The sequence below is a fragment of the Pseudomonas sp. CROZ-RG-20F-R04-15 genome (genome assembly GCF_022662375.1).
GTDB lineage: Bacteria > Pseudomonadota > Gammaproteobacteria > Pseudomonadales > Pseudomonadaceae > Aquipseudomonas.
In genome coordinates, this window is record NZ_JAKNQL010000035.1 from 14,897 (window position 1) to 34,349 (window position 19,453).

The window sequence follows — 19,453 nt, forward strand, 5'->3', positions numbered from 1 at the left end:
AAACAACCTGAAGGACCTTCATCCATGTCTAAAATCGCAACCAATGAAATGATAAGAGCTGCCATGATTAAAGCCGTTGAAACCAGGCTGATACCAAGACACTCACTGCTCGCCGAGTATTTAAAGAGCTGGGACTGTCTTGAACAAGTGCTTCACGCCGCACTTGAGGTACAACCGAAAATGAACAATTTTTGCGGGCTAAGGTGTATGGCCTCAGCGGATCTTTCACCTGAAATCAAAAAAGCACTGGCAATCCCCACCGCTGATATGCGCCACTAGCGCCATTGATTGAGACCGCGCCACGGCGCGGCGCACCTGGAGACCCCGTTATGAGCGAGAGTGTGTTTGCCGATCGCATCGTGCAGAACCTGCTCGACACCGACTTCTACAAACTGACAATGATGCAGGCGGTGCTGCACAACTACCCCAACGTTGAAGTCGAATGGGAGTTCCGCTGCCGTAACAGCGAGGACTTGCGGCCCTACCTGGCCGAGATCCGTTTTCAGATCGAGCGTCTGGCCGAGCTGAGCCTGAGCGCCGACCAACTGAGTTTCCTTGAGCGGATCAGCTTCCTCAAACCGGACTTCCTGCGTTTCCTCGGGCTGTTCCGCTTCAACCTGCGCTATGTGCACACCGGTATCGAAAACGGCGAGTTGTTCATCCGTCTGCGCGGGCCGTGGCTGCATGTGATTCTCTACGAAGTGCCGTTGCTGGCGATCGTCAGCGAAGTACGCAACCGCTATCGCTACCGTGAAACCGTGCTGGAACAGGCGCGCGAACAGCTCTATCGCAAGTTCGACTGGCTGACCGCCAACGCTTCGACCGATGAGTTAGCGCAACTGCAAGTTGCCGATTTCGGCACCCGTCGACGCTTTTCGTATGGCGTGCAGGCTGAAGTGGTGAACGTGCTCAAACACGATTTCCCCGGACGTTTTGTCGGCACCAGCAACGTGCACCTGTCCCGCGAACTGGACATGAAACCGCTGGGCACCATGGCCCACGAGTGGATCATGGCCCACCAGCAACTCGGTCCACGGCTGATCGACAGCCAGATCGCCGCACTCGATTGTTGGGTCCGCGAGTACCGTGGTCTGCTCGGGATCGCCCTCACCGACTGCATCACCACCGATGCGTTTCTCGGCGATTTCGATCTGTTCTTCGCCAAGCTTTTCGACGGCCTGCGCCACGACTCCGGTGATCCTGTGGTGTGGGGCGAAAAATGCATCGCGCACTATCACAGGCTTGGCATCGACCCGATGAGCAAGACTCTGGTGTTCTCCGACAGCCTGACCCTGCCCAAGTCGCTGGAGATCTTCCGCGCGCTGCACGGTCGGATCAACGTCAGTTTCGGCATCGGCACCAACCTCACCTGCGACATTCCGGGTGTCGAACCGATGAGCATCGTGCTTAAAATGACTGCCTGCAACGGCCAACCGGTGGCGAAGATCTCCGACGAGCCAGGCAAGTCCCACTGCAAAGACCCGAATTTCGTCGCCTATTTGCGACACGTGTTCCAGGTTCCTGCCGATTCCAGTCTATCTAGCAAGGAGTGAATTCATGCAAGCCGTACAGCGTGAGATTGCTGAACAGCTCAAAGTGCAACCGCCGTTCGCCGACTACAAGGCTCTGCAGGCCGAAGTCGCCCGGCGCATTACCTTTATTCAGGATTGCCTGGTCAATTCGGGGCTCAAGACACTGGTGCTGGGCATCAGCGGCGGCGTCGACTCGTTGACCGCAGGTCTGTTGGCTCAGCGCGCGATGCGTGAGCTGCGCGACCAGACCGGCGACAACAGCTACAAATTCATCGCCGTGCGCCTGCCGTACGAAACCCAGTTCGACGAGCACGACGCCCAGGCTTCGGTGGATTTCATCGCCCCGGACGAGCGTCACACGGTCAACATCGGCCCGGCGGTGAAATCGCTGGCCAGTGAAGTCGCCGCATTCGAAGGCAAGCACGCGGTGTCGGTGGACTTTGTGCTTGGCAATACCAAGGCACGCATGCGCATGGTCGCCCAGTACACCATCGCTGGCGCGGCGCACGGCTTGGTGATCGGTACCGATCATGCAGCGGAAGCGGTAATGGGTTTCTTCACCAAGTTCGGTGACGGTGCCTGCGATCTGGCGCCGCTCAGCGGCCTGGTGAAAAACCAGGTTCGGGCGATTGCGCGCAGCTTTGGTGCGCCGGAGTCGCTGGTCGAGAAAATCCCGACGGCGGATCTGGAAGACCTGTCGCCGGGGAAACCAGACGAAGCGTCCCACGGCGTGACCTATGCCGAGATCGATGCGTTCCTGCACGGCGAACCGGTGCGTCAGGAAGCGTTCGACATCATCGTTGCGACTTACAACAAGACGCATCACAAGCGTGTGATGCCGTTTGCGCCGTAAGTGCTGATGGCATGAAAAAGCCCGCTGAGGAGTGATCCTCAGCGGGCTTTTCTTTGGCCCAGACATCAGTTGATGCTGATGGCCCCTTCGCGAGCAAGCTCGCTCCCACATTGACGGCGTGAACCTGTGGGAGCGAGCCTGCTCGCGAAGAACGATGACGCGGTTGATCGGCTTACTTAACGGTAATCGTGCCTTTCATCATCGAGATGTGGCCAGGGAACGAGCAGAAGAAGCCGTAGCCACCGTCAGCGATTTTCGCCACGTCGAAAGTCAGCGAATCGGTTTCCTTGGCGCCAATGATCTTGGTGTGAGCGATGATGCGTGCGTCACCTTCCGGCAGGTAGTTCTTATCGATACCAGCGGCCAGGCCTGCGGTAGCGATCGGCTGCATGTCAGCATCTTTGCTGATTACCAGGTTATGGCCCATCACGTTCTTCGGCAGGCTGCCGGAGTGGGTCAGTTCGACGGTGAAGGTCTTGCAGCTCTTGTCGATCACGATTTCCTTGGTGTTGAAGGACATCTGATCGGTGGAGTCAACGGTGGTTTTGCACTCGGCAGCCATCAATTGGCTGCTGGCCAGCGCCAGCAGGGATACCGCAACAACTTTGGAAAACATGGTGAATCTCCAAGGCAGGGTTAACAAAAACACGAATGATGGAAAGACTGCCTGAAATCTTCGCAAGTTCCTATGACTTGAGTCAAAAATTGTATACAACTTTCAGGCTATGACACTCATCGACACAATCTAACGGCCAGATTCCCCGGCCGGCCCTATGATCGGCGCATCTACTGAGACGGAGTGCCTGTCATGTTCTTTAACGGTCTGTTGTGCAGTTTGCTCGCCGCTTACGCCTGTGGCGCCAGCGGTACCTTTGAATCGCCTGAACGCGAAGTTTAGGCCTTGGATCACGGCGTGCCAGCCATTACCCTGTGACGGATTGACCTAGGAGGAAGGCATGTCTCTGAAATCCGTATGTGTATTTTGCGGTGCCAATGCTGGCACTGATCCGGCTTACACCGAAGCCGCCATTGCCCTTGGCGGAGCCCTCGCCGAGCGTAAGCTGACCCTGGTCTACGGCGGTGGTGCTGTGGGCTTGATGGGCATTGTCGCCGACGCCGCGCTGGCCGCTGGCGGTGAAGTGATCGGCATCATTCCGCAGAGCCTGATGGACAAGGAAATCGGTCACAAAAGCCTGACGCGCCTGGAAGTGGTCGACGGCATGCATGCGCGCAAGGCGCGCATGGCTGAGCTGAGTGATGCGTTTATCGCCCTGCCCGGTGGCCTAGGCACGCTGGAAGAGTTGTTCGAAGTCTGGACCTGGGGCCAGCTCGGCTACCACGGCAAACCGTTGGGTCTGCTCGAAGTAAACGGTTTCTACAGCAAACTCACTGCTTTTCTTGACCATATCGTCGGCGAAGGCTTCGTTCGCGCGCCACACCGTGACATGCTGCAAGTGAGCGAATCGCCGCAAACACTGCTCGAAGCCCTGGATAACTGGAAGCCGACCGTCACGCCCAAGTGGGTCGACCAAAAACCCGGCTAACTGCCGAGCACCGATACAGGGCAGAATACGCGCCGCTCAACCTCACCTTCGACCAAGAGGAACGCCCATGGCCAAACCCAATTACTCCTTCGCCAAACGTCAACGAGACCTGGCAAAGGAACAGAAGAAAGAGGAAAAGCTTCAGCGCAAGAAACAGACCGCTGAAGAAGCAGCACTGAACCCTGAGGGTGAAGTGGCAACGGAAGATGATGTTGATGCAACCGAAGCAACTGAAACACCGAAAGATCAGGCGCCCGACGCATGAACCCCACCGGGTTTGATGATCGAATCAGACCCTGCGGATTTGTGACGGGGCTGGCGGTTTCACCGCCGGCCCTCACAGCCTTCCATTCCCCAATACACCCGAATTCCCTGTGGGAGCGAGCCTGCTCGCGAAAGCGGTGTATCAGCCACATATAAGTTGACTGACCTGACGCCTTCGCGAGCAGGCTCACTCCTACAGTTTGATCTGCGTTAATCCAGCGGCATTACCGTGACGCGCACTTCCGGGTCGTGATTGCCGCCGCCCAGAATCACCCCGCGTAACGGCGACACATCGGAAAAGTCCCGCCCCCACGCCAGCGTGATGTGTTCCAGCGCCGGCTGCACATTGTTGGTCGGATCGAAATCCACCCAGCCCAGCACCGGACAAAACACCGACACCCAGGCGTGCGACGCATCGGCGCCGATCAAGCGTGGCTGCCCTGGCGGCGGCTGAGTCAGCAAATATCCACTGATATAACGCGCCGCCAAGCCTCGCGAGCGCACGCATGCCAGCATCAAATGCGCGAAGTCCTGACAAACCCCGCGTCGCCGCTCCAGCACCTCCACCAGCGGTGTCGCCACCTGGGTCGCCTCGGCGTCGAAGGTGAATTCGCTGAAGATCTTCTGCATCAAGTCCTGCACGCCCAACAGCAACGGGCGGCCCGCCGGGAAACAGCTCTGCGAGAACTCGACAAAGCTGCGTTTCAAATGCACGTAGGGTGACTGGAACCGGTAACGGCAGGCTTCGAGCAACTCGGCAGACAATGGCTGACTGCTGTAGCTCAGCGCGTCGCGGGTCAACTCCCAGGCGGGTGACTGATTGAAATCCAGCGTCGGCCGCGCCAGCACTTCAACGGTGAGTTGTGCATTGACCTGCAATTCGTCATGCGGCCGCTCAAAGGCCAGTCGGGTCAACGGATTGCCGAACACATCCAGCTCATCGCGCCGCGCTGTCGGGACCGGGCTGATGAGCAATTGCTGTTCGGTACAGCGCTGCCAGGCACATTCACGCGGCCACAAGTGCGCCAGTTGCTGCGCCAGGGACACCGGGCTGTCGTAGTGGTAACAGGTGTCGTGGAAGATCTGGTATCGAGCATTCATCAGACGGACACCGTGCGCTGGCTGACATCATCGACATGGGCGAAATGGCGCAGGGCCAGACGATCCGAGACCTGACCACTGGCGTCGGCAATGTCCTTCAGCAGATCCGCCAGACCATTGAGCGCCGCTCGTACGCTGGTCTCACCGAACAACGGATTCTCCAGACAGCCCAGATCGAATCGCGCCAGACGCTCGACCAGTTGTGGCAGCCCCGCTTCCCGTGGCAAACCGAAATCATCGTTCAAACGCTTCAACGTGCGGGTCACCAGTTTCAATTGAAACAACACCGCGTGCGGGTTTTGCTCATCAAGCAGCAACAGGTCGAGCACCGGAATCAGCTGCGCCACCGCCAGATAGCGTGAGCGATAGGTGATGCTGCTGTTGCCCAGTTCCAGCAACCATTCCAGTCCCGCTTGATCGAACGCCCCGGCGCCGCGCAGAAAAGCCGCGAGGCTGCTACTGAGAAACTGCAGTCGTTCGATTCGCCGGCCGATCATCAGAAAGCGCCAGCCTTCGTCGCGCGTCATGTCGTCCAGCGCAAATCCGGACAACGCCGCCAGCGACATCACCAACCGATTGAGAAAATCCAGCAGCTCGCCGAAGTCGGGTTCGTCGGTGTCCAGCTCCATCGCCTCGCGCTGCAACTCCACTAACGCCTGCCAGTTCTCCCGAGAGAGCTTGCCGCGCACCTGCGAGGCCGCCCACTGCAAGCGTTGCAGATTGGAGCGCAGGCTGAACGACCAGTCCTCGCCGAGCAGTGCTGCCAACAGACGCTCCGGCAATTCACCCTCGTCCGGCAACAGCGTCAGCCGTTCACCAAGGTCGACCGCTGCCTGTAGCGCTTGCGGGTCATCGCCGTCGACATACCGTGCGAGCATGATCCGCAGCAGCCGCGCACTGTCATCACAGCGTTCGCAGTAACGGCCGAACCAGAACAGGTTTTCCACCACACGCGAGGGCAGGTACGGGTCGCGCCGCACCAGATCATGGACGCCGACGTTGCGTTGAGTCTTCCACTGTTCGCCACTGGGCGGGCGATCGCCCAACACCCAAGTATCCTTGCTCGCCCCGCCGCGCTGCATCGATACCACTTCGGCATCGGCATCGGCAGCCACCCGGGTCAGGCCACCGGGCAGCACGCGATAATCCTCGCCACTGGCCACCGCGTACATGCGCATGCCGATCGCACGCGGTTGCAGTTGACCGTTTTCGGCCTGCCAGATGGGCGCATGCGACAGCTGCGCCAATTCTTGCGCGACATAGGCGTAAGGGCGCGCCTGCATGCGCTCGGCAAGCGCCTGACGCTGCTTTTCACTCAGATCACGGCCAAACACAGGCGCGAAGCTTTGTGAGGGGAAGGCTGGCTTGATCAGCAGTTCGGGCAGTTTTTCCAGGGCTTGTGCCAATACCGGCGCCTCGCCGCACCACCACGTTGCAATCGACGGCAGCAGCAGTTCTTCGCCGAACAGGTATTGATTGATCTTCGGCAGAAACCCGAGCAATCCCGGCGACTCCAGCACGCCACTGCCCAGCGCGTTGGCGACCAGTACGCGGCCCTGACGCACCGCTTCGAGCAGCCCGGGCACGCCGAGCGCAGAGTCGGTGCGCAGCTCCAGCGGATCACAGAAGTCGTCGTCGAGACGGCGCATGATCGCGTGTACCCGACGCAGGCCACTGAGGGTTTTCAGATAGACCGTGGCGTCGCGCACCGTCAGGTCTCCGCCCTCGACCAACGGGTAACCGAGCTGGCGAGCCAGATACAAATGCTCGAAATAACTTTCGTTGAAACGCCCCGGCGTGAGCAGCACCACCAGCGGTGCGTCATCGTCACACGGTGCCTGTCGCGCGAGGGTTTCCTGCAACGTGCGGAAAAACCCGGCCAGATGCTGCACCTTCAGATCCCGGTACAACTCGGGAAAGGCGCGCGACACAATGGTGCGGTTTTCCAGGGCATACCCGGCGCCCGACGGCGCTTGTGTACGATCGGCGGTCACCCACCAACGCCCATCCGGCGTGCGCGCCAGATCCACCGCGTACAGATGCAGGAAGGCGTTTTCCGGGGGAACGATGCCCTGACAGGGCCAGAGAAAATTGTTGTGCCCGAACACCAGTTCAGCCGGCAACAGGCCTTCGCTGATCAATCGCTGCGCCCCGTACAAATCCGCCAACACCGCATTGAGCAGGCGCGCACGTTGCGCGATGCCCGCCGACAATTGCTGCCATTCATCTGCGGCAATCACATGCGGCAGCAGATCCAGCTCCCACGGACGATCCGCGCCTTTCGGGTCGGCATAGACGTTATACGTGACACCGTTTTCCTGAATCTGCCGCGCCAGCAAGGCCTGCCGCTGCACCAGTTGTGCCGGCGTGCTGCGCTGCAACTGATCGAACAGCCGCTGCCAATGCGGGCGCACCGCGCCACTGCCGTCGAGCAGTTCGTGATAAGTGCCCGCCGTAAGCGGGTAGCGGTCTAGCAGGTCAGGCATGGAAAGCTCGGCAGACAGCAAGGAACGGTCAGACTAACGCAGGCAGATGACGCGCGGATATACGAAAAATCCGCGTGTCGCGTAGGCCTTAGAAACGTCGCAAATCGATTGTCATCGGTAGCTCGTCACTGATTTCTACGTTCGGTATCGGAAGTTTCCCCGGCGTGTGTCCGACGCGGAAGAACCGCGCCATCCGCCGGCTCTCCGCTTCGTTGGCATTGACCGGCAACGTCTCGTAATTGCGCCCACCCGGATGCGCGACATGGTACTGACAACCGCCCAGCGAACGGCCCATCCAGGTATCGAGCAAGTCGAACACCAGCGGTGCGTGCACGGGTATTGTCGGTTGCAGGCAGTTGGCCGGTTGCCACGCGCGATAACGCACACCGGCAACGAACTCGCCCACCCGCCCGGTAGGGTGCAACGGTACCGCGACGCCATTACAGGTCAGCAGATAGCGCTGCGGCGGCAGCCCTTTGAGCTTGACCTGCAAACGCTCCAACGAGGAATCGACGTAACGCACGGTGCCGCCTGCCGTGCCCTCCTCACCCAGAACATGCCATGGCTCCAGCGCCTGCCGCAGTTCCAGTTCGATGCCGTTGACGGCGTAATCGCCGACCTTGGGAAAACGAAACTCCTGGTGCGCGGCAAACCATTCCGCGCGCAGCGGGTAACCGGCGTTGTTGAGTTCGACGATGACGTCAGCGAAATCCTGCTCGATAAAGTGCGGCAGCAGAAAACGATCGTGCAGTTCGGTGCCCCAGCGCGCCAGTTTCGGCGGCGCATAAGGTTCGCGCCAGAACCGTGCGACCAGTGCCCGCAGCAACAACTGTTGCGCCAGACTCATGCGCGCGTGGGGCGGCATTTCAAAGGCGCGCAGTTCCAGCAAGCCAAGACGCCCGGTGGCGCCGTCCGGCGAATAGAGTTTGTCGATGCAGAATTCGGCGCGGTGCGTGTTGCCGGTGACGTCGATCAGCAGGTTGCGCAGCAGTCGATCGACCAGCCATGGCGCGCACTCCTCGCCCGGTTCTGGCATCTGCGCAAAAGCGATTTCCAGTTCGTACAGCGCGTCATTGCGCGCCTCGTCGACACGCGGCGCCTGAGACGTCGGGCCGATGAACAAGCCGGAAAACAAGTACGACAACGACGGATGGTTGTGCCAGTAACTGATCAGGCTGCGCAGCAGATCGGGACGACGCAGAAACGGTGAGTCCGCCGTCGTCGCGCCACCGAGAACAAAATGGTTACCGCCACCGGTGCCAGTGTGGCGACCATCGATCATGAATTTCTCGCTGGTCAGCCGCGTCTGGCGCGCCTGTTCATATAGAAATTCGGTGCGCTCGACCAGTTCGTCCCATGTTGCCGATGGCTGCACGTTGACCTCGATCACACCCGGATCCGGAGTGATGCGGAAATTGCTCAGGCGTGGATCGCTCGGCGGCTCGTAGCCTTCGAGCAACACCGGGCAATGCAGTTCTTCGGCGGTGGCCTCGATGGCCGCCACCAGTTCCAGATAATCCGCGACCCGCTCCAGCGGCGGCATGAACAGGTACAAACGCCCTTCACGCGCCTCGGCGCAGAACGCAGTGCGGGTCAGCCAATCGGCAGATTCGTCGATTTTCGGCACGCGCTCGTCAGTCGTCGCCGCTTCGCCCGGGCTGTTGAGTTGCGCGGGGTGTGGCAGCGCGGGGAAATCCTGATTCGGATCCTGTGGATGAATAAACGGATACTCGGCGGCCTTCACCCATGGCTGCGACCCCAGTGGCAGGCGATAGCCTAGCGGCGAATCCCCCGGGACCAGACGGCAATGCTCCTCACGCAGATACCAGCGTCCGCTCTGCCATTGGTCGCCCTTGGCCGTGCGCGCCAGCGGCAGCACCTGGCCGATCACCTTGTTCAGGCCCTGACTGAAGACCTTGCGCAGGCGTGCGCGCTCAAGCGGCTCTTCCAGACGCGAATCTTCGGCGCTGACATTGCTCGGCAATGTGCCCTCGCGCCAGAGGTAATAGAAATTGTCTTCGTAGGCCGGAAAGACAAAGCGTACAGGCAGTTTCAGGCGTTCGGCGACACTGGCCAGAAAACGCCCGGCCAGTTCGCCATTCGCACCGTAATCCTGCTGCTCATCGGCGATCAGCGCGTCGTTGTGCCAGATCGGCACGCCGTCGCGGCGCCAATAGCAATTGAGCGACCAGCGCGGCAGTTGCTCGCCGGGATACCATTTGCCCTGACCGAAATGCACCAGGCCTTTCGGCGCGTAGTGCTTGCGCATGCGCTGGAACAGTTCGGCGGACAGTCGACGTTTATCGTCACCCAACGCAGCGGTGTTCCACTCGGCGCCGTCCGGGTCATCGATGGACACGAAAGTCGGCTCGCCGCCCATGGTCAGACGCACATCGTCTGCCAACAGGTCGGCATCGATCTGCCGCCCCAGCGCCTGAATCGCCAGCCACTGCTCATCGGTGTAGGGCTTGGTGACGCGCGGCGCCTCCCAGATCCGTTCCACCGACATTTCGTGGCTGAACTCACACTCGCAAGGCTCGACCAAGCCACTGATCGGCGCCGCTGAGGACGGATCGGGACTACACGCCAACGGGATATGCCCTTCGCCGGCAAACAGCCCTGACGTCGCATCCAGACCGATCCAGCCGGCGCCCGGCAAATACACCTCGCACCAGGCGTGCAGGTCGGTGAAATCCACTTCGGTGCCGGACGGGCCATCGAGGCTTTTCACATCGGCGGTCAGTTGAATCAGGTAGCCGGAGACGAATCGTGCAGCCAGGCCGAGGTTACGCAGCAGTTGCACCAGCAACCACGCCGAATCCCGGCAGGAACCCGAGGCGTGTTCGAGGGTGTGTTCCGGTGTCTGCACGCCCGGTTCCATGCGGATCAGATAGCCGATGTCTTCGCTCAGACGCTGATTGAGCGCCACCAGAAAATCCACCGCAGGCAATGGCGTGCGGTCGATGGCGTCCAGATAGGCTTTGAATTTCGGCGTCAGCGGCAGGGTTTCGAGGTACGGCGCCAGTTCCTTGCGCTCATCGGCAGCGTAGGCGAAGGGGATTTTTTCGGCATAAGGTTCGAGGAAAAAGTCGAACGGATTGAACACCGCCATCTCGGCGAGCAGATCGACTTCGATGCGCAACTCACTGGTTTTTTCGGGGAACACCAGCCGCGCGAGATAGTTGCCCTGCGGGTCCTGCTGCCAGTTGATGAAATGCTGCTCGGGCGAGACTTTCAGCGCATACGACAGAATCCGCGTGCGGCTGTGGGCAGCCGGGCGCAGACGCACGATCTGCGGGCCGAGTTCGACAGCGCGGTCGTAGCGGTAATGCGTGACGTGATGCAATGCGACATGAATCGACACGGCGTGCCTCCTGCGAGCCTAAGCGTATTCGAAAGCGCGCAAGACTTATGCCATGCACAGGCCTTGGCGCTTTCCCGGAATGCTTAGGGCAGTACAGCACCAAAATCGGGCGATGCGGGGAAATGGTTTGGGCTCATTGCACGTAAATGTTGCGAAGCCCCCCTCACCCTAGCCCTCTCCCGGGGGGAGAGGGGACTGATCGAGGTGGATGTTAGAGATACGCCGACTTAAAAGTATTGAGTCGAACTCAGGTTTGAAAAGCATGGATATCTGCTCCCTTCCCCCTCGCCCCCATTGGGGGAGAGGGCTGGGGTGAGGGGGGATGGATCTTGCAGACGACAAAAATCCATCCCCGGAAACGCAAAACACCAACCCGAAGGTTGGCGTTCTGTTCAGCTAAAAAGCAACTTAGCGCGGTACGACCGGCTTGCGGGTCGGCTTCGGCCCTTTGCCTTTCGCGGCGTCCTTGCGTTCCTTGGCCGCCTGCTGGTTGCGGGCAAACGCCGCCGCCTTGGCCTGTTCACGCTTGTCCCACGGATTACCACCATCACTGGCACGAGGCGGCAGACCGGTGTGCTGGGTGAGGATCTTGGTGGTCTTCTCTTTCCCTTCCTTCGCCACTTTATGGCTGCCGGCTGGCGTCGAGTTCTTGCGACGGGCGCTCTGGTAGCTGTCAGTCGCCGGCTGATGAGTCGGAATCAACTGATCCTTGCCCGAACCGATCAGATCACCACGGCCCATGCGGATCAACGCTTCACGCAACATCGGCCAGCCCTTCGGATCGTGATAACGCAAGAACGCCTTGTGCAGACGACGCTGTTCTTCGCTCTTGACGATGGTCACGCCGTCGCTCTTGTAAGTGACCTTGCGCAGCGGGTTCTTGCCCGAGTGGTACATCGCGGTGGCGGTGGCCATCGGCGACGGGTAGAACGCTTGCACCTGGTCGGCGCGGAAGCCGTTGCCCTTGAGCCACAGCGCGAGGTTCATCATGTCTTCGTCGGTGGTGCCCGGGTGCGCAGCGATGAAGTACGGAATCAGGTACTGCTCTTTGCCCGCTTCCTTGGTGTACTTCTCGAACATGCGCTTGAACTTGTCATAGCTGCCAATGCCCGGCTTCATCATCTGGTTGAGCGGACCTTCCTCGGTGTGTTCCGGGGCGATCTTCAGGTAACCACCGACGTGGTGGGTCACCAGCTCTTTGACGTATTCCGGCGACTCGACTGCGAGGTCGTAACGCAGGCCGGAGGCAATCAGAATTTTCTTCACACCCGGCAAGGCGCGGGCGCTGCGGTACAGCTGAATCAGCGACGAGTGGTCGGTGTTCAGGTTCGGGCAGATGCCCGGGAACACGCAGGACGGCTTGCGGCACGCCGATTCGATTTCCGGCGTTTTGCAGGCGATGCGGTACATGTTCGCGGTCGGGCCGCCGAGGTCGGAAATGACGCCGGTGAAGCCTGGAACCTTGTCGCGGATCTCTTCGATTTCGCGAATGATCGACTCTTCGGAACGGTTCTGGATGATCCGGCCTTCGTGCTCGGTGATCGAGCAGAAGGTGCAGCCGCCGAAGCAGCCACGCATGATGTTCACCGAGAAACGGATCATGTCGTAGGCCGGGATTTTCTCCTTGCCATACGCCGGGTGCGGAACACGGGCGTAAGGCATGCCGAACACGTAGTCCATTTCTTCGGTGGTCATCGGAATCGGCGGCGGGTTGAACCAGACGTCGACTTCGCCATGCTTCTGCACCAGCGCGCGGGCGTTGCCCGGGTTGGTTTCGAGGTGCAGCACGCGGTTGGCGTGAGCATACAGAACGGCGTCGCCACGGACCTTTTCTACCGACGGCAGACGAATCACAGTCTTGTCACGGGTCATGCGCGGGCTGGCCAGGATCTGTACGACCTTGGCTTCCTGCGGATCTTCGACCGGGCCTTTTTCCTGCTCGATGGCGCAGGCCTGGGTGTCCTGGGTGTTCACGTACGGGTTGATGATCTTGTCGACCTTGCCCGGACGATCGATGCGCGTGGAATCGACTTCGTACCAGTCTTTCGGCGTATCGCGACGAATGAACGCAGTGCCGCGCACGTCAGTGATGTCTTCGATCTTGTGACCGTAAGACAGACGCTGGGCGACTTCGACAATCGCGCGCTCGGCGTTGCCGTAGAGCAGAATGTCGGCGCTGGCGTCGATCAGGATCGAGTTACGCACGCGATCCTGCCAGTAGTCGTAGTGGGCGATGCGGCGCAGGGAAGCTTCGATGCCGCCAAGGACGATCGGTACATGCTTGTACGCTTCTTTGCAGCGCTGGCTGTAAACCAGACTCGCGCGATCCGGACGCTTGCCGGCCATGCCGCCTGGCGTATAGGCGTCGTCGGAACGGATTTTCTTGTCCGCGGTGTAGCGGTTGATCATCGAGTCCATGTTGCCCGCTGCAACGCCGAAGAACAGGTTCGGCTCGCCGAGCTTCATGAAGTCGTCTTTGGACTGCCAGTTCGGCTGCGCGATGATCCCGACGCGGAAGCCTTGCGACTCCAGCAGCCGGCCAATGATCGCCATGCCGAACGACGGGTGATCGACGTAGGCATCACCGGTAACAATGATGATGTCGCACGAATCCCAGCCAAGCTGATCCATCTCCTCCCTGCTCATCGGCAGGAATGGCGCTGGCCCGAAACATTCGGCCCAATATTTTGGATAGTCAAATAACGGCTTGGCTGCTTGCATGTCGACGACCGGTGTTGAAGTGAAAAATCGCGGGCGCGGAATATAGCACAAATTTTGACCAATTCCGACGGCAATGGTCGGTTTCTCTTACAACCGGTGTTGCGCATGCCCGCCAACCCGTCACAGGCAGAAAAACATCGATTCAACCCAACATTCATCAGCCCGGCACCTGCGCCAGCTGATATGACAACCCTTCAAGGATGAAGAAATGTCACCGAAATCGCCCATCAGAGGCACCACCACCGTTGATGTTCATCCACGCCCCGGCAGTCCGAGGGGCAGCCACGTGCCGCACCCGACGAGTCCCCTGTCGGCAGGCACGGTAAGGATGCCGGAAACCCTCACGACAGGCGCCGATCTGGAGGCAATCAGGCCGGCACCGTCGATCAGGGTCAGGCCATCGCCCCCGGATCCGTCCATCCGCCCCCCAGCCCGGGAACCCTCGCTGGAACATTATCTGATCAGTGCGCCCGCCTTCCTGCCGGCGCCCGATGGGCACGGCGTCAGAACCTTCAAGGGCCGTCGTTACGTGGATGTGCCGGATGGCGGCATTGTGCAGGTCGTCACCGATGCGCCATCCGGTCTCTACCGGGCACGGCTGGCGAGCGAGCTGACGCCTGCCGGGCCGCTGCTGATACGAGATCGCGAAAGCGGGCTGTGGCATCCGCTGGAGGACGGCAAAAGCATCACTTTCCCCTTGTCCGACACACGCCTGCAGGATTTCGCGACCGATCTGGACTTTACCGGCGTCCAGGTCGGCCGGGACCGTCTGTATCGCTACGGCGGCAAACTCTACGCAGTGATCGCCGAGCAGAGCTACCAGGCGCTGCATGACCTTGACGCCTCCTCGCCAGCAGTGCCGGTCATGCGCATCGTTCGCCCCGAAGATCCCGTGGCTAGCGACCCTGCCAACGTTTACGTCGGGACACGTGCGGGAAGATCGGAGCCGATTGTCTTTGATGAGCAGCGCGGCTGGGTGGGGACGCTGGTGGGCGGCACGGCAGGCATGCGCCGACGAGCGAATCCGGCGGATGCCCTGCGCGCGGCTGACCTGACGTTCGAGTTACAGACGCTGGAACTGCAATTCAATCAGGCCATGACCACGGGCGAGCAGCTGCACTACCGCTGGCAGGCGTTGAAGGGCAGCGAAGGCGAGCGCGCCCATTTGCAGCGCCTCGAAGAACATCATCGGTGGGAACTGGCGCTACTGGAAAAAAACCTCGACCTGCACACCGATGAAAAGGAACGCATCGTCTCGATCATGGGGCGTGTCGCCTACCGGGAAAAGATCATCGTGCTGCACAAGGGCCGCATGCTGACCTACAACCAGCTGATGATCGCCAGCGATTCGCGAAAGTTGCTGGACGGGCCGATTTTCGGCGGCCCGGTTGCTGACCATGCGGCCGTGGCAACCCATTTGTCGAACAAACTGGAGATCCTCAAGAAGCGTCAGGATATCGCTGATGAACTGTTGAACAAGTGGCGCCTGTCACCCGACGATTTGAAAGGCACGGCGTATGATCCGATCGATCTGCACGAAAACGTTGCCTTCTGGATCTACGCCAAAACCCGCCTGTTCGTCGATGCGGATGCGCCTGTCGACATCAGCAATGCCAATGCCAGATACCTTGCATTCTGTTTCGGTGAGGTGACCTTTGCCTTTCGTGCGCTCAAGGAAATTCCTCAGCATGCACGCATTTCCGTGCTCAGTGACTTGCTGGATCAGACGTCAGCCGTCAAAGCCTCGTACGAACATCTGCCGCTGCCCCCCGGCCCGCAACATGCCAGCTCACGCAGTGAAATCATCGAAGCCATAGAACATTTCGAGCACACGCTGGAACAGCATCTGGATCGCTACCATCAGGAGCAGGACACAACCCCCGCGCTGCCACCCCACGAACAACCGATCGATTTCGATTTCATTCCGGCACAGGGCCAGAGCCCGCAAGCGGCGGCATCGAGGAAGATGTTCCGCAGCAAGCACCATGGGGTCTACAAGATCCGGGTCGGACGGCCACGTCGCACGGCGGCGGGTGAAGACTTGATCGATGTGCTGAACCCGCATGACCCGACAGAGGTCCTGCAAACCTACGAACGCCGGGAAGGCGAATGGCGTCGGCAGATGGCCAGGCAAGAAAGAAACCTGTCAACGCTGACTGCTCAGGCGCGGCAGCACCTGGAACAATCGGAAGCGCATTTGCATACCGCATGGCGTGATGAGAAAGCCAAACGCAACGCCAGCGGTATCGTCGAATTTCTGACTGGCCGGGCCGACGAACTGGATGATCTCGCCCGGCAAATCGGACAAGCGCCCAATCCCGCCGCCAGTGACATTTCCGCGCTGGTACAACGCCTGCACCACGACAGTCAGCGTCTGCTCCAGGAGGGTGAAAACATTCGTGTGCGGCTCTACAAAGACCCCGACTACCTGAGCAACGACCGCGTGGCGTATCTGATCCGCCACGGGCATTTGAGCGCCACTCGCACGCAGAGCCGGATACCGCTGGGCAAGGGCAACAAAAAGGAATTTCTCGACGTCTACACGCTGAACGACAGTCAGTCCGGCACGGTGCTGTGGTATGCGCACTTCCACTACGCACAGAAGGACAGCCCTTTAGCGGATTTTCAGGTAAAGCGCGGCCACCTCAAGACTCGCCAGCAAAACCGGCTCGGTACGTCGTCTCAGCGCAGGGACGAGCAGGCCGGCCGGGCGCACGTGAAGATCTGGCGTGAAGACATCGACAGCAGGACCGCGCAGAGAATCTTCGAACTGGCCTCCTGAAACAGGAACGCCCCATACCGTGCGTGACTGAACAAGCAAACGTGTCCGAAGGCAGGAAGCCCAACGACATCTGTCCCTGAGCCCATGCCTGGGGACAACCACTCAAGGATGATAACCATGGCTACAAAAACGCCCGTCAGAGGCACCGTTTCGGTCGACGTCCATACGCGTCCGAATCAAACACCAGAGACACGCACGCCGCACCCCGACAGCACGATCAGCGTCGGCTCAAACCGGGACGGACAGCCGGCGCGGTCGGGCAACACCGCCCCGGATACCGACCTCGACACTATCAGCCCGGCCCCGGCCATCAAGATTCAACCGGCAACCCCTCCCGCTGAAATCCAGGTACCTGTGCAGCAGCCGATCGAACATTACCGAATGGCGGCGTCGGCCACATTGCCTGCTGTCGACGCCAGCGGATTCAGAACACATAAGGGTCGCCGCTATGTCGACATGGCCGATGGCGGCATTGTGCTGATCGCAGTGGACGCTGACACGGGCCGGTATCGGGCCAGACTGGCCAGCGAGCGGCTGCCTTCCGGCCCGGTGCTGCTACGCGACGCCGACAGCGGACTTTGGCATGTCGCCGATGATCACATTATCAGCGCGCCGCTGACCGATCCCGGCCTGCGAGCCTTTCGCTCGGATCTGGATTTCAGCACCAGCGAACCCGACAGCGACGGCGTGTTTCGACACGATGGCAAACGCTACGCGCTGATCGACGGCCATGCGTATCAGGTCATGCTCGATACGGATGCCTCTACGCCAGTGCAGAAGGTATGGCGCATCGTCAACGCCAAAGACCCCGTGGCAACAGACAGCGACAATATCTATCACGCCAGCCGTAGCGGCGAATCGCGCGCCATCACGCGCGACGGGCAAGGCACCTGGGCGTTTGTCGTCTCAGGTTTGCGGGGCGGCATGCGCCGTGGGGAAAGGACTGGAGCGGGGACACAAGCAAGCCTGGCGACCCTGCTGCACGACTATGCACCCTTCGCAGCGGTGCACAGGGAACTCGTCGAATCGTCTGAGCGGTACAACAGCCTTTACCGTGAGGCGCGTGCTTTGCCCACGGACAGTTCAGCACAGACCGCAGCCCTGATCGCCGTTGAGGTCCATCTGCTCAAGCACATCAAAAAGCAGGCGGACTTTATCCAGTCACTCGTCGACAACAAGGATTGGCTGGTCCGGTTAAAAGCCCGCGGGGAATTCAAAAAGGAACTGCACACCTTCCGCATGGATCGAGTGAGTTACCTGAATCGGCTCATGACGGTCATGGACTTGAAGCTCGCGCCGGCCTTCGCGACGCTGAACAGCGACAACTGCAAAAAAATGATCGCTAACCTGAACAAAAAGCTGAAGATTCTCGAAGACCGGGAGGTGCTGATGGGGCAGATCAGAAAAGCCTACCCGGGGGCGGAGCCCGATCTCGTCGAACTCACTCAGGAAGTGCCCACGGCCGAGCGAGTCAATTTCAACAAGTTGAGCTTGTACGTCCACTTGTTCGCAGGCACACCTGATCACACGCCAAACGCGACCATGCACTCGCTGCCCTCCATCAATCTGTTCAACGGCGACCTGCACAACATTCCGGAGGGCTCGCAACCATTGGCGTTGATGCTGACGCTTGATCAAATCAGACGCGACAAAAGCCGTTTTGAAGCATGGCTGTCGACGGACAGCGTCAAGGCCGAGTACGCCAGGGAAATCCTCGCGCTGACTGACACCGTCGAGAACAGAATCGAGACACGACTGAACGAACTCCTGGCTACGTTTGACCGCAATACCGAACTGCCCAGCCGGGACCAGGACATCGACTTCGACTTCCTTCCAGTACAACCGGGCGATAGCGGAACCACGCGCCCGGCACCGCCCAGAAAGGTGTTCAGCACTCGCCGGCACGGTACTTCAAGAATCCTCGTCGGCGAGACGGAAACCGCTGCAGACGGCAGTGTCATCATCAAGGTTTCCAACCCGCTCCAGCCGGATGGCCCGACTGAACGATACGAGAAAAGGCAGGGTGAATGGCTGCCTGTTCGTCCACCCATCGTCAGCACTCCGCGACCGGAACTGATCGCCGGGGCCAACCGTTTGTTGGCTGACGTGGAAAAGCACATTGCCGTAGCACGGGCCAAAGAAACCGCGAAAGACAATCCGACGGAAATTATTGAAGACCTGGAAAAAGCCATCGACCCGCTCAACGAGCAGGCACGCCGCCTGCAAAACCACGAAAACGCAGCCGAGGATGCCGAGATCCAGAGCTTGGCCGAACGCTTGCAAACGGCCGCAGACACACTGTCCGCACATGGCCAAAGCGTGCTCGTGCGGATGTACAAGAACAAGGACGTGCTGGACATTTTGCGCCTGAATTATCTGATCGATCACGCTGAGCTGAATGCCGTCAAAACGGTTGATCGCAAACAGCAGGGCAAAGGTCGGGACAAGTCGTTTCTCGACGTCTATTCGATCCGCGATCGCGCCGACAACGCGCCGTTATGGGAAGCGCACTTTCACTACGACAAAGACAACAGCGAGCCGCTGAATTTCACCATCAGGGGCAGCCACCTGAAAACCCTCGAACAGAGCAAGCGCGGCATCGAGTCCCAGCGCCGCGACGAACAGGCCGGCCTGCCGCATGTCGCGATCTGGCGCCAGACCTTCGATGGCAAGACCGCACGCAAGATCTTTGCTCTGGCGAGCGACGCGACAGCGGCGACCCGCTGACACCTTCAATCAGGCAATGAAGCCGCACAGACCAGCACCTCCCGCCTGCGGGTGTTGCTGGCCACTACAAGGAAAGTAG

12 protein-coding genes are annotated in these 19,453 nt (G+C 60.0%); 7 read left to right on the forward strand and 5 right to left on the reverse strand.

Features of this window, described 5'->3' with window-relative positions; translation table 11 throughout:
* Positions 1-24: 24 nt before the first annotated feature.
* The 3 genes from L8H52_RS28800 to nadE are packed head-to-tail and all read left to right on the forward strand — an operon-like array spanning position 25 to position 2,385.
* On the forward strand, positions 25-279 hold the full coding sequence (locus L8H52_RS28800) for a hypothetical protein (RefSeq protein ID WP_242209895.1): 255 nt from the start codon (positions 25-27) through the stop codon (positions 277-279).
* 50 nt (positions 280-329) lie between these two features.
* On the forward strand, positions 330-1,553 hold the full coding sequence (pncB, locus tag L8H52_RS28805; protein ID WP_242209896.1) for a nicotinate phosphoribosyltransferase: 1,224 nt from the start codon (positions 330-332) through the stop codon (positions 1,551-1,553).
* Between the two features lie 4 nt (positions 1,554-1,557).
* On the forward strand, positions 1,558-2,385 hold the full coding sequence (nadE, locus tag L8H52_RS28810) for an ammonia-dependent NAD(+) synthetase (RefSeq protein ID WP_242209897.1): 828 nt from the start codon (positions 1,558-1,560) through the stop codon (positions 2,383-2,385).
* A 172-nt stretch (positions 2,386-2,557) separates the two neighbouring features.
* Here the strand turns inward: nadE and azu are convergent, their stop codons facing one another.
* Positions 2,558-3,001 (reverse strand): azurin, encoded by a 444-nt coding sequence (gene azu / locus L8H52_RS28815; protein ID WP_242209898.1) that lies wholly within the window; start codon positions 2,999-3,001, stop codon positions 2,558-2,560.
* A 340-nt stretch (positions 3,002-3,341) separates the two neighbouring features.
* Between azu and L8H52_RS28820 the strand changes: the two genes are divergently transcribed.
* Positions 3,342-3,929, forward strand: coding sequence for a TIGR00730 family Rossman fold protein (locus tag L8H52_RS28820; protein WP_242209899.1), 588 nt, complete (start codon positions 3,342-3,344; stop codon positions 3,927-3,929).
* Between the two features lie 67 nt (positions 3,930-3,996).
* On the forward strand, positions 3,997-4,194 hold the full coding sequence (locus L8H52_RS28825) for a hypothetical protein (RefSeq protein ID WP_016985374.1): 198 nt from the start codon (positions 3,997-3,999) through the stop codon (positions 4,192-4,194).
* A 209-nt stretch (positions 4,195-4,403) separates the two neighbouring features.
* Here L8H52_RS28825 and L8H52_RS28830 read toward each other — a convergent pair whose 3' ends face one another.
* From L8H52_RS28830 to L8H52_RS28845, 4 genes are all read right to left on the reverse strand, one after another.
* Positions 4,404-5,294 carry a transglutaminase family protein gene (locus L8H52_RS28830; RefSeq protein WP_242209900.1) on the reverse strand — a complete coding sequence of 297 codons (891 nt, stop codon included), beginning with the start codon at positions 5,292-5,294 and terminating at the stop codon, positions 4,404-4,406.
* Positions 5,294-7,780: a circularly permuted type 2 ATP-grasp protein gene (locus L8H52_RS28835; protein WP_242209901.1), complete on the reverse strand. Its 2,487-nt coding sequence runs from the start codon at positions 7,778-7,780 to the stop codon at positions 5,294-5,296. Before L8H52_RS28835 ends, L8H52_RS28830 begins: the two co-directional genes overlap by 1 nt.
* Positions 7,781-7,868: 88 nt before the next feature.
* Positions 7,869-11,144: a transglutaminase family protein gene (locus tag L8H52_RS28840; RefSeq protein WP_242209902.1), complete on the reverse strand. Its 3,276-nt coding sequence runs from the start codon at positions 11,142-11,144 to the stop codon at positions 7,869-7,871.
* A 408-nt stretch (positions 11,145-11,552) separates the two neighbouring features.
* Complete coding sequence (locus L8H52_RS28845) at positions 11,553-13,865, reverse strand: YgiQ family radical SAM protein (RefSeq protein WP_007915855.1); 2,313 nt, start codon at positions 13,863-13,865, stop codon at positions 11,553-11,555.
* A gap of 328 nt (positions 13,866-14,193) precedes the next feature.
* On the opposite strand from L8H52_RS28845, the gene L8H52_RS28850 reads away from it, so the two are divergent.
* Both L8H52_RS28850 and L8H52_RS28855 read left to right on the forward strand, forming a co-directional pair.
* Complete coding sequence (locus tag L8H52_RS28850; protein ID WP_242209903.1) at positions 14,194-16,647, forward strand: hypothetical protein; 2,454 nt, start codon at positions 14,194-14,196, stop codon at positions 16,645-16,647.
* A 117-nt stretch (positions 16,648-16,764) separates the two neighbouring features.
* On the forward strand, positions 16,765-19,374 hold the full coding sequence (locus L8H52_RS28855; RefSeq protein WP_242209904.1) for a DUF6543 domain-containing protein: 2,610 nt from the start codon (positions 16,765-16,767) through the stop codon (positions 19,372-19,374).
* The last annotated feature ends 79 nt before the right edge of the window (positions 19,375-19,453 follow it).

Coding starts and splice junctions, on each gene's coding strand:
- L8H52_RS28800 (WP_242209895.1), top strand. CDS start 25: ATGTCTAAAATCGCAACCAATGAAATGATAAGAGCTGCCATGATTAAA.
- pncB (WP_242209896.1), top strand. CDS start 330: ATGAGCGAGAGTGTGTTTGCCGATCGCATCGTGCAGAACCTGCTCGAC.
- nadE (WP_242209897.1), top strand. CDS start 1,558: ATGCAAGCCGTACAGCGTGAGATTGCTGAACAGCTCAAAGTGCAACCG.
- azu (WP_242209898.1), bottom strand. CDS start 3,001: ATGTTTTCCAAAGTTGTTGCGGTATCCCTGCTGGCGCTGGCCAGCAGC.
- L8H52_RS28820 (WP_242209899.1), top strand. CDS start 3,342: ATGTCTCTGAAATCCGTATGTGTATTTTGCGGTGCCAATGCTGGCACT.
- L8H52_RS28825 (WP_016985374.1), top strand. CDS start 3,997: ATGGCCAAACCCAATTACTCCTTCGCCAAACGTCAACGAGACCTGGCA.
- L8H52_RS28830 (WP_242209900.1), bottom strand. CDS start 5,294: ATGAATGCTCGATACCAGATCTTCCACGACACCTGTTACCACTACGAC.
- L8H52_RS28835 (WP_242209901.1), bottom strand. CDS start 7,780: ATGCCTGACCTGCTAGACCGCTACCCGCTTACGGCGGGCACTTATCAC.
- L8H52_RS28845 (WP_007915855.1), bottom strand. CDS start 13,865: ATGCAAGCAGCCAAGCCGTTATTTGACTATCCAAAATATTGGGCCGAA.
- L8H52_RS28850 (WP_242209903.1), top strand. CDS start 14,194: ATGCCGGAAACCCTCACGACAGGCGCCGATCTGGAGGCAATCAGGCCG.
- L8H52_RS28855 (WP_242209904.1), top strand. CDS start 16,765: ATGGCTACAAAAACGCCCGTCAGAGGCACCGTTTCGGTCGACGTCCAT.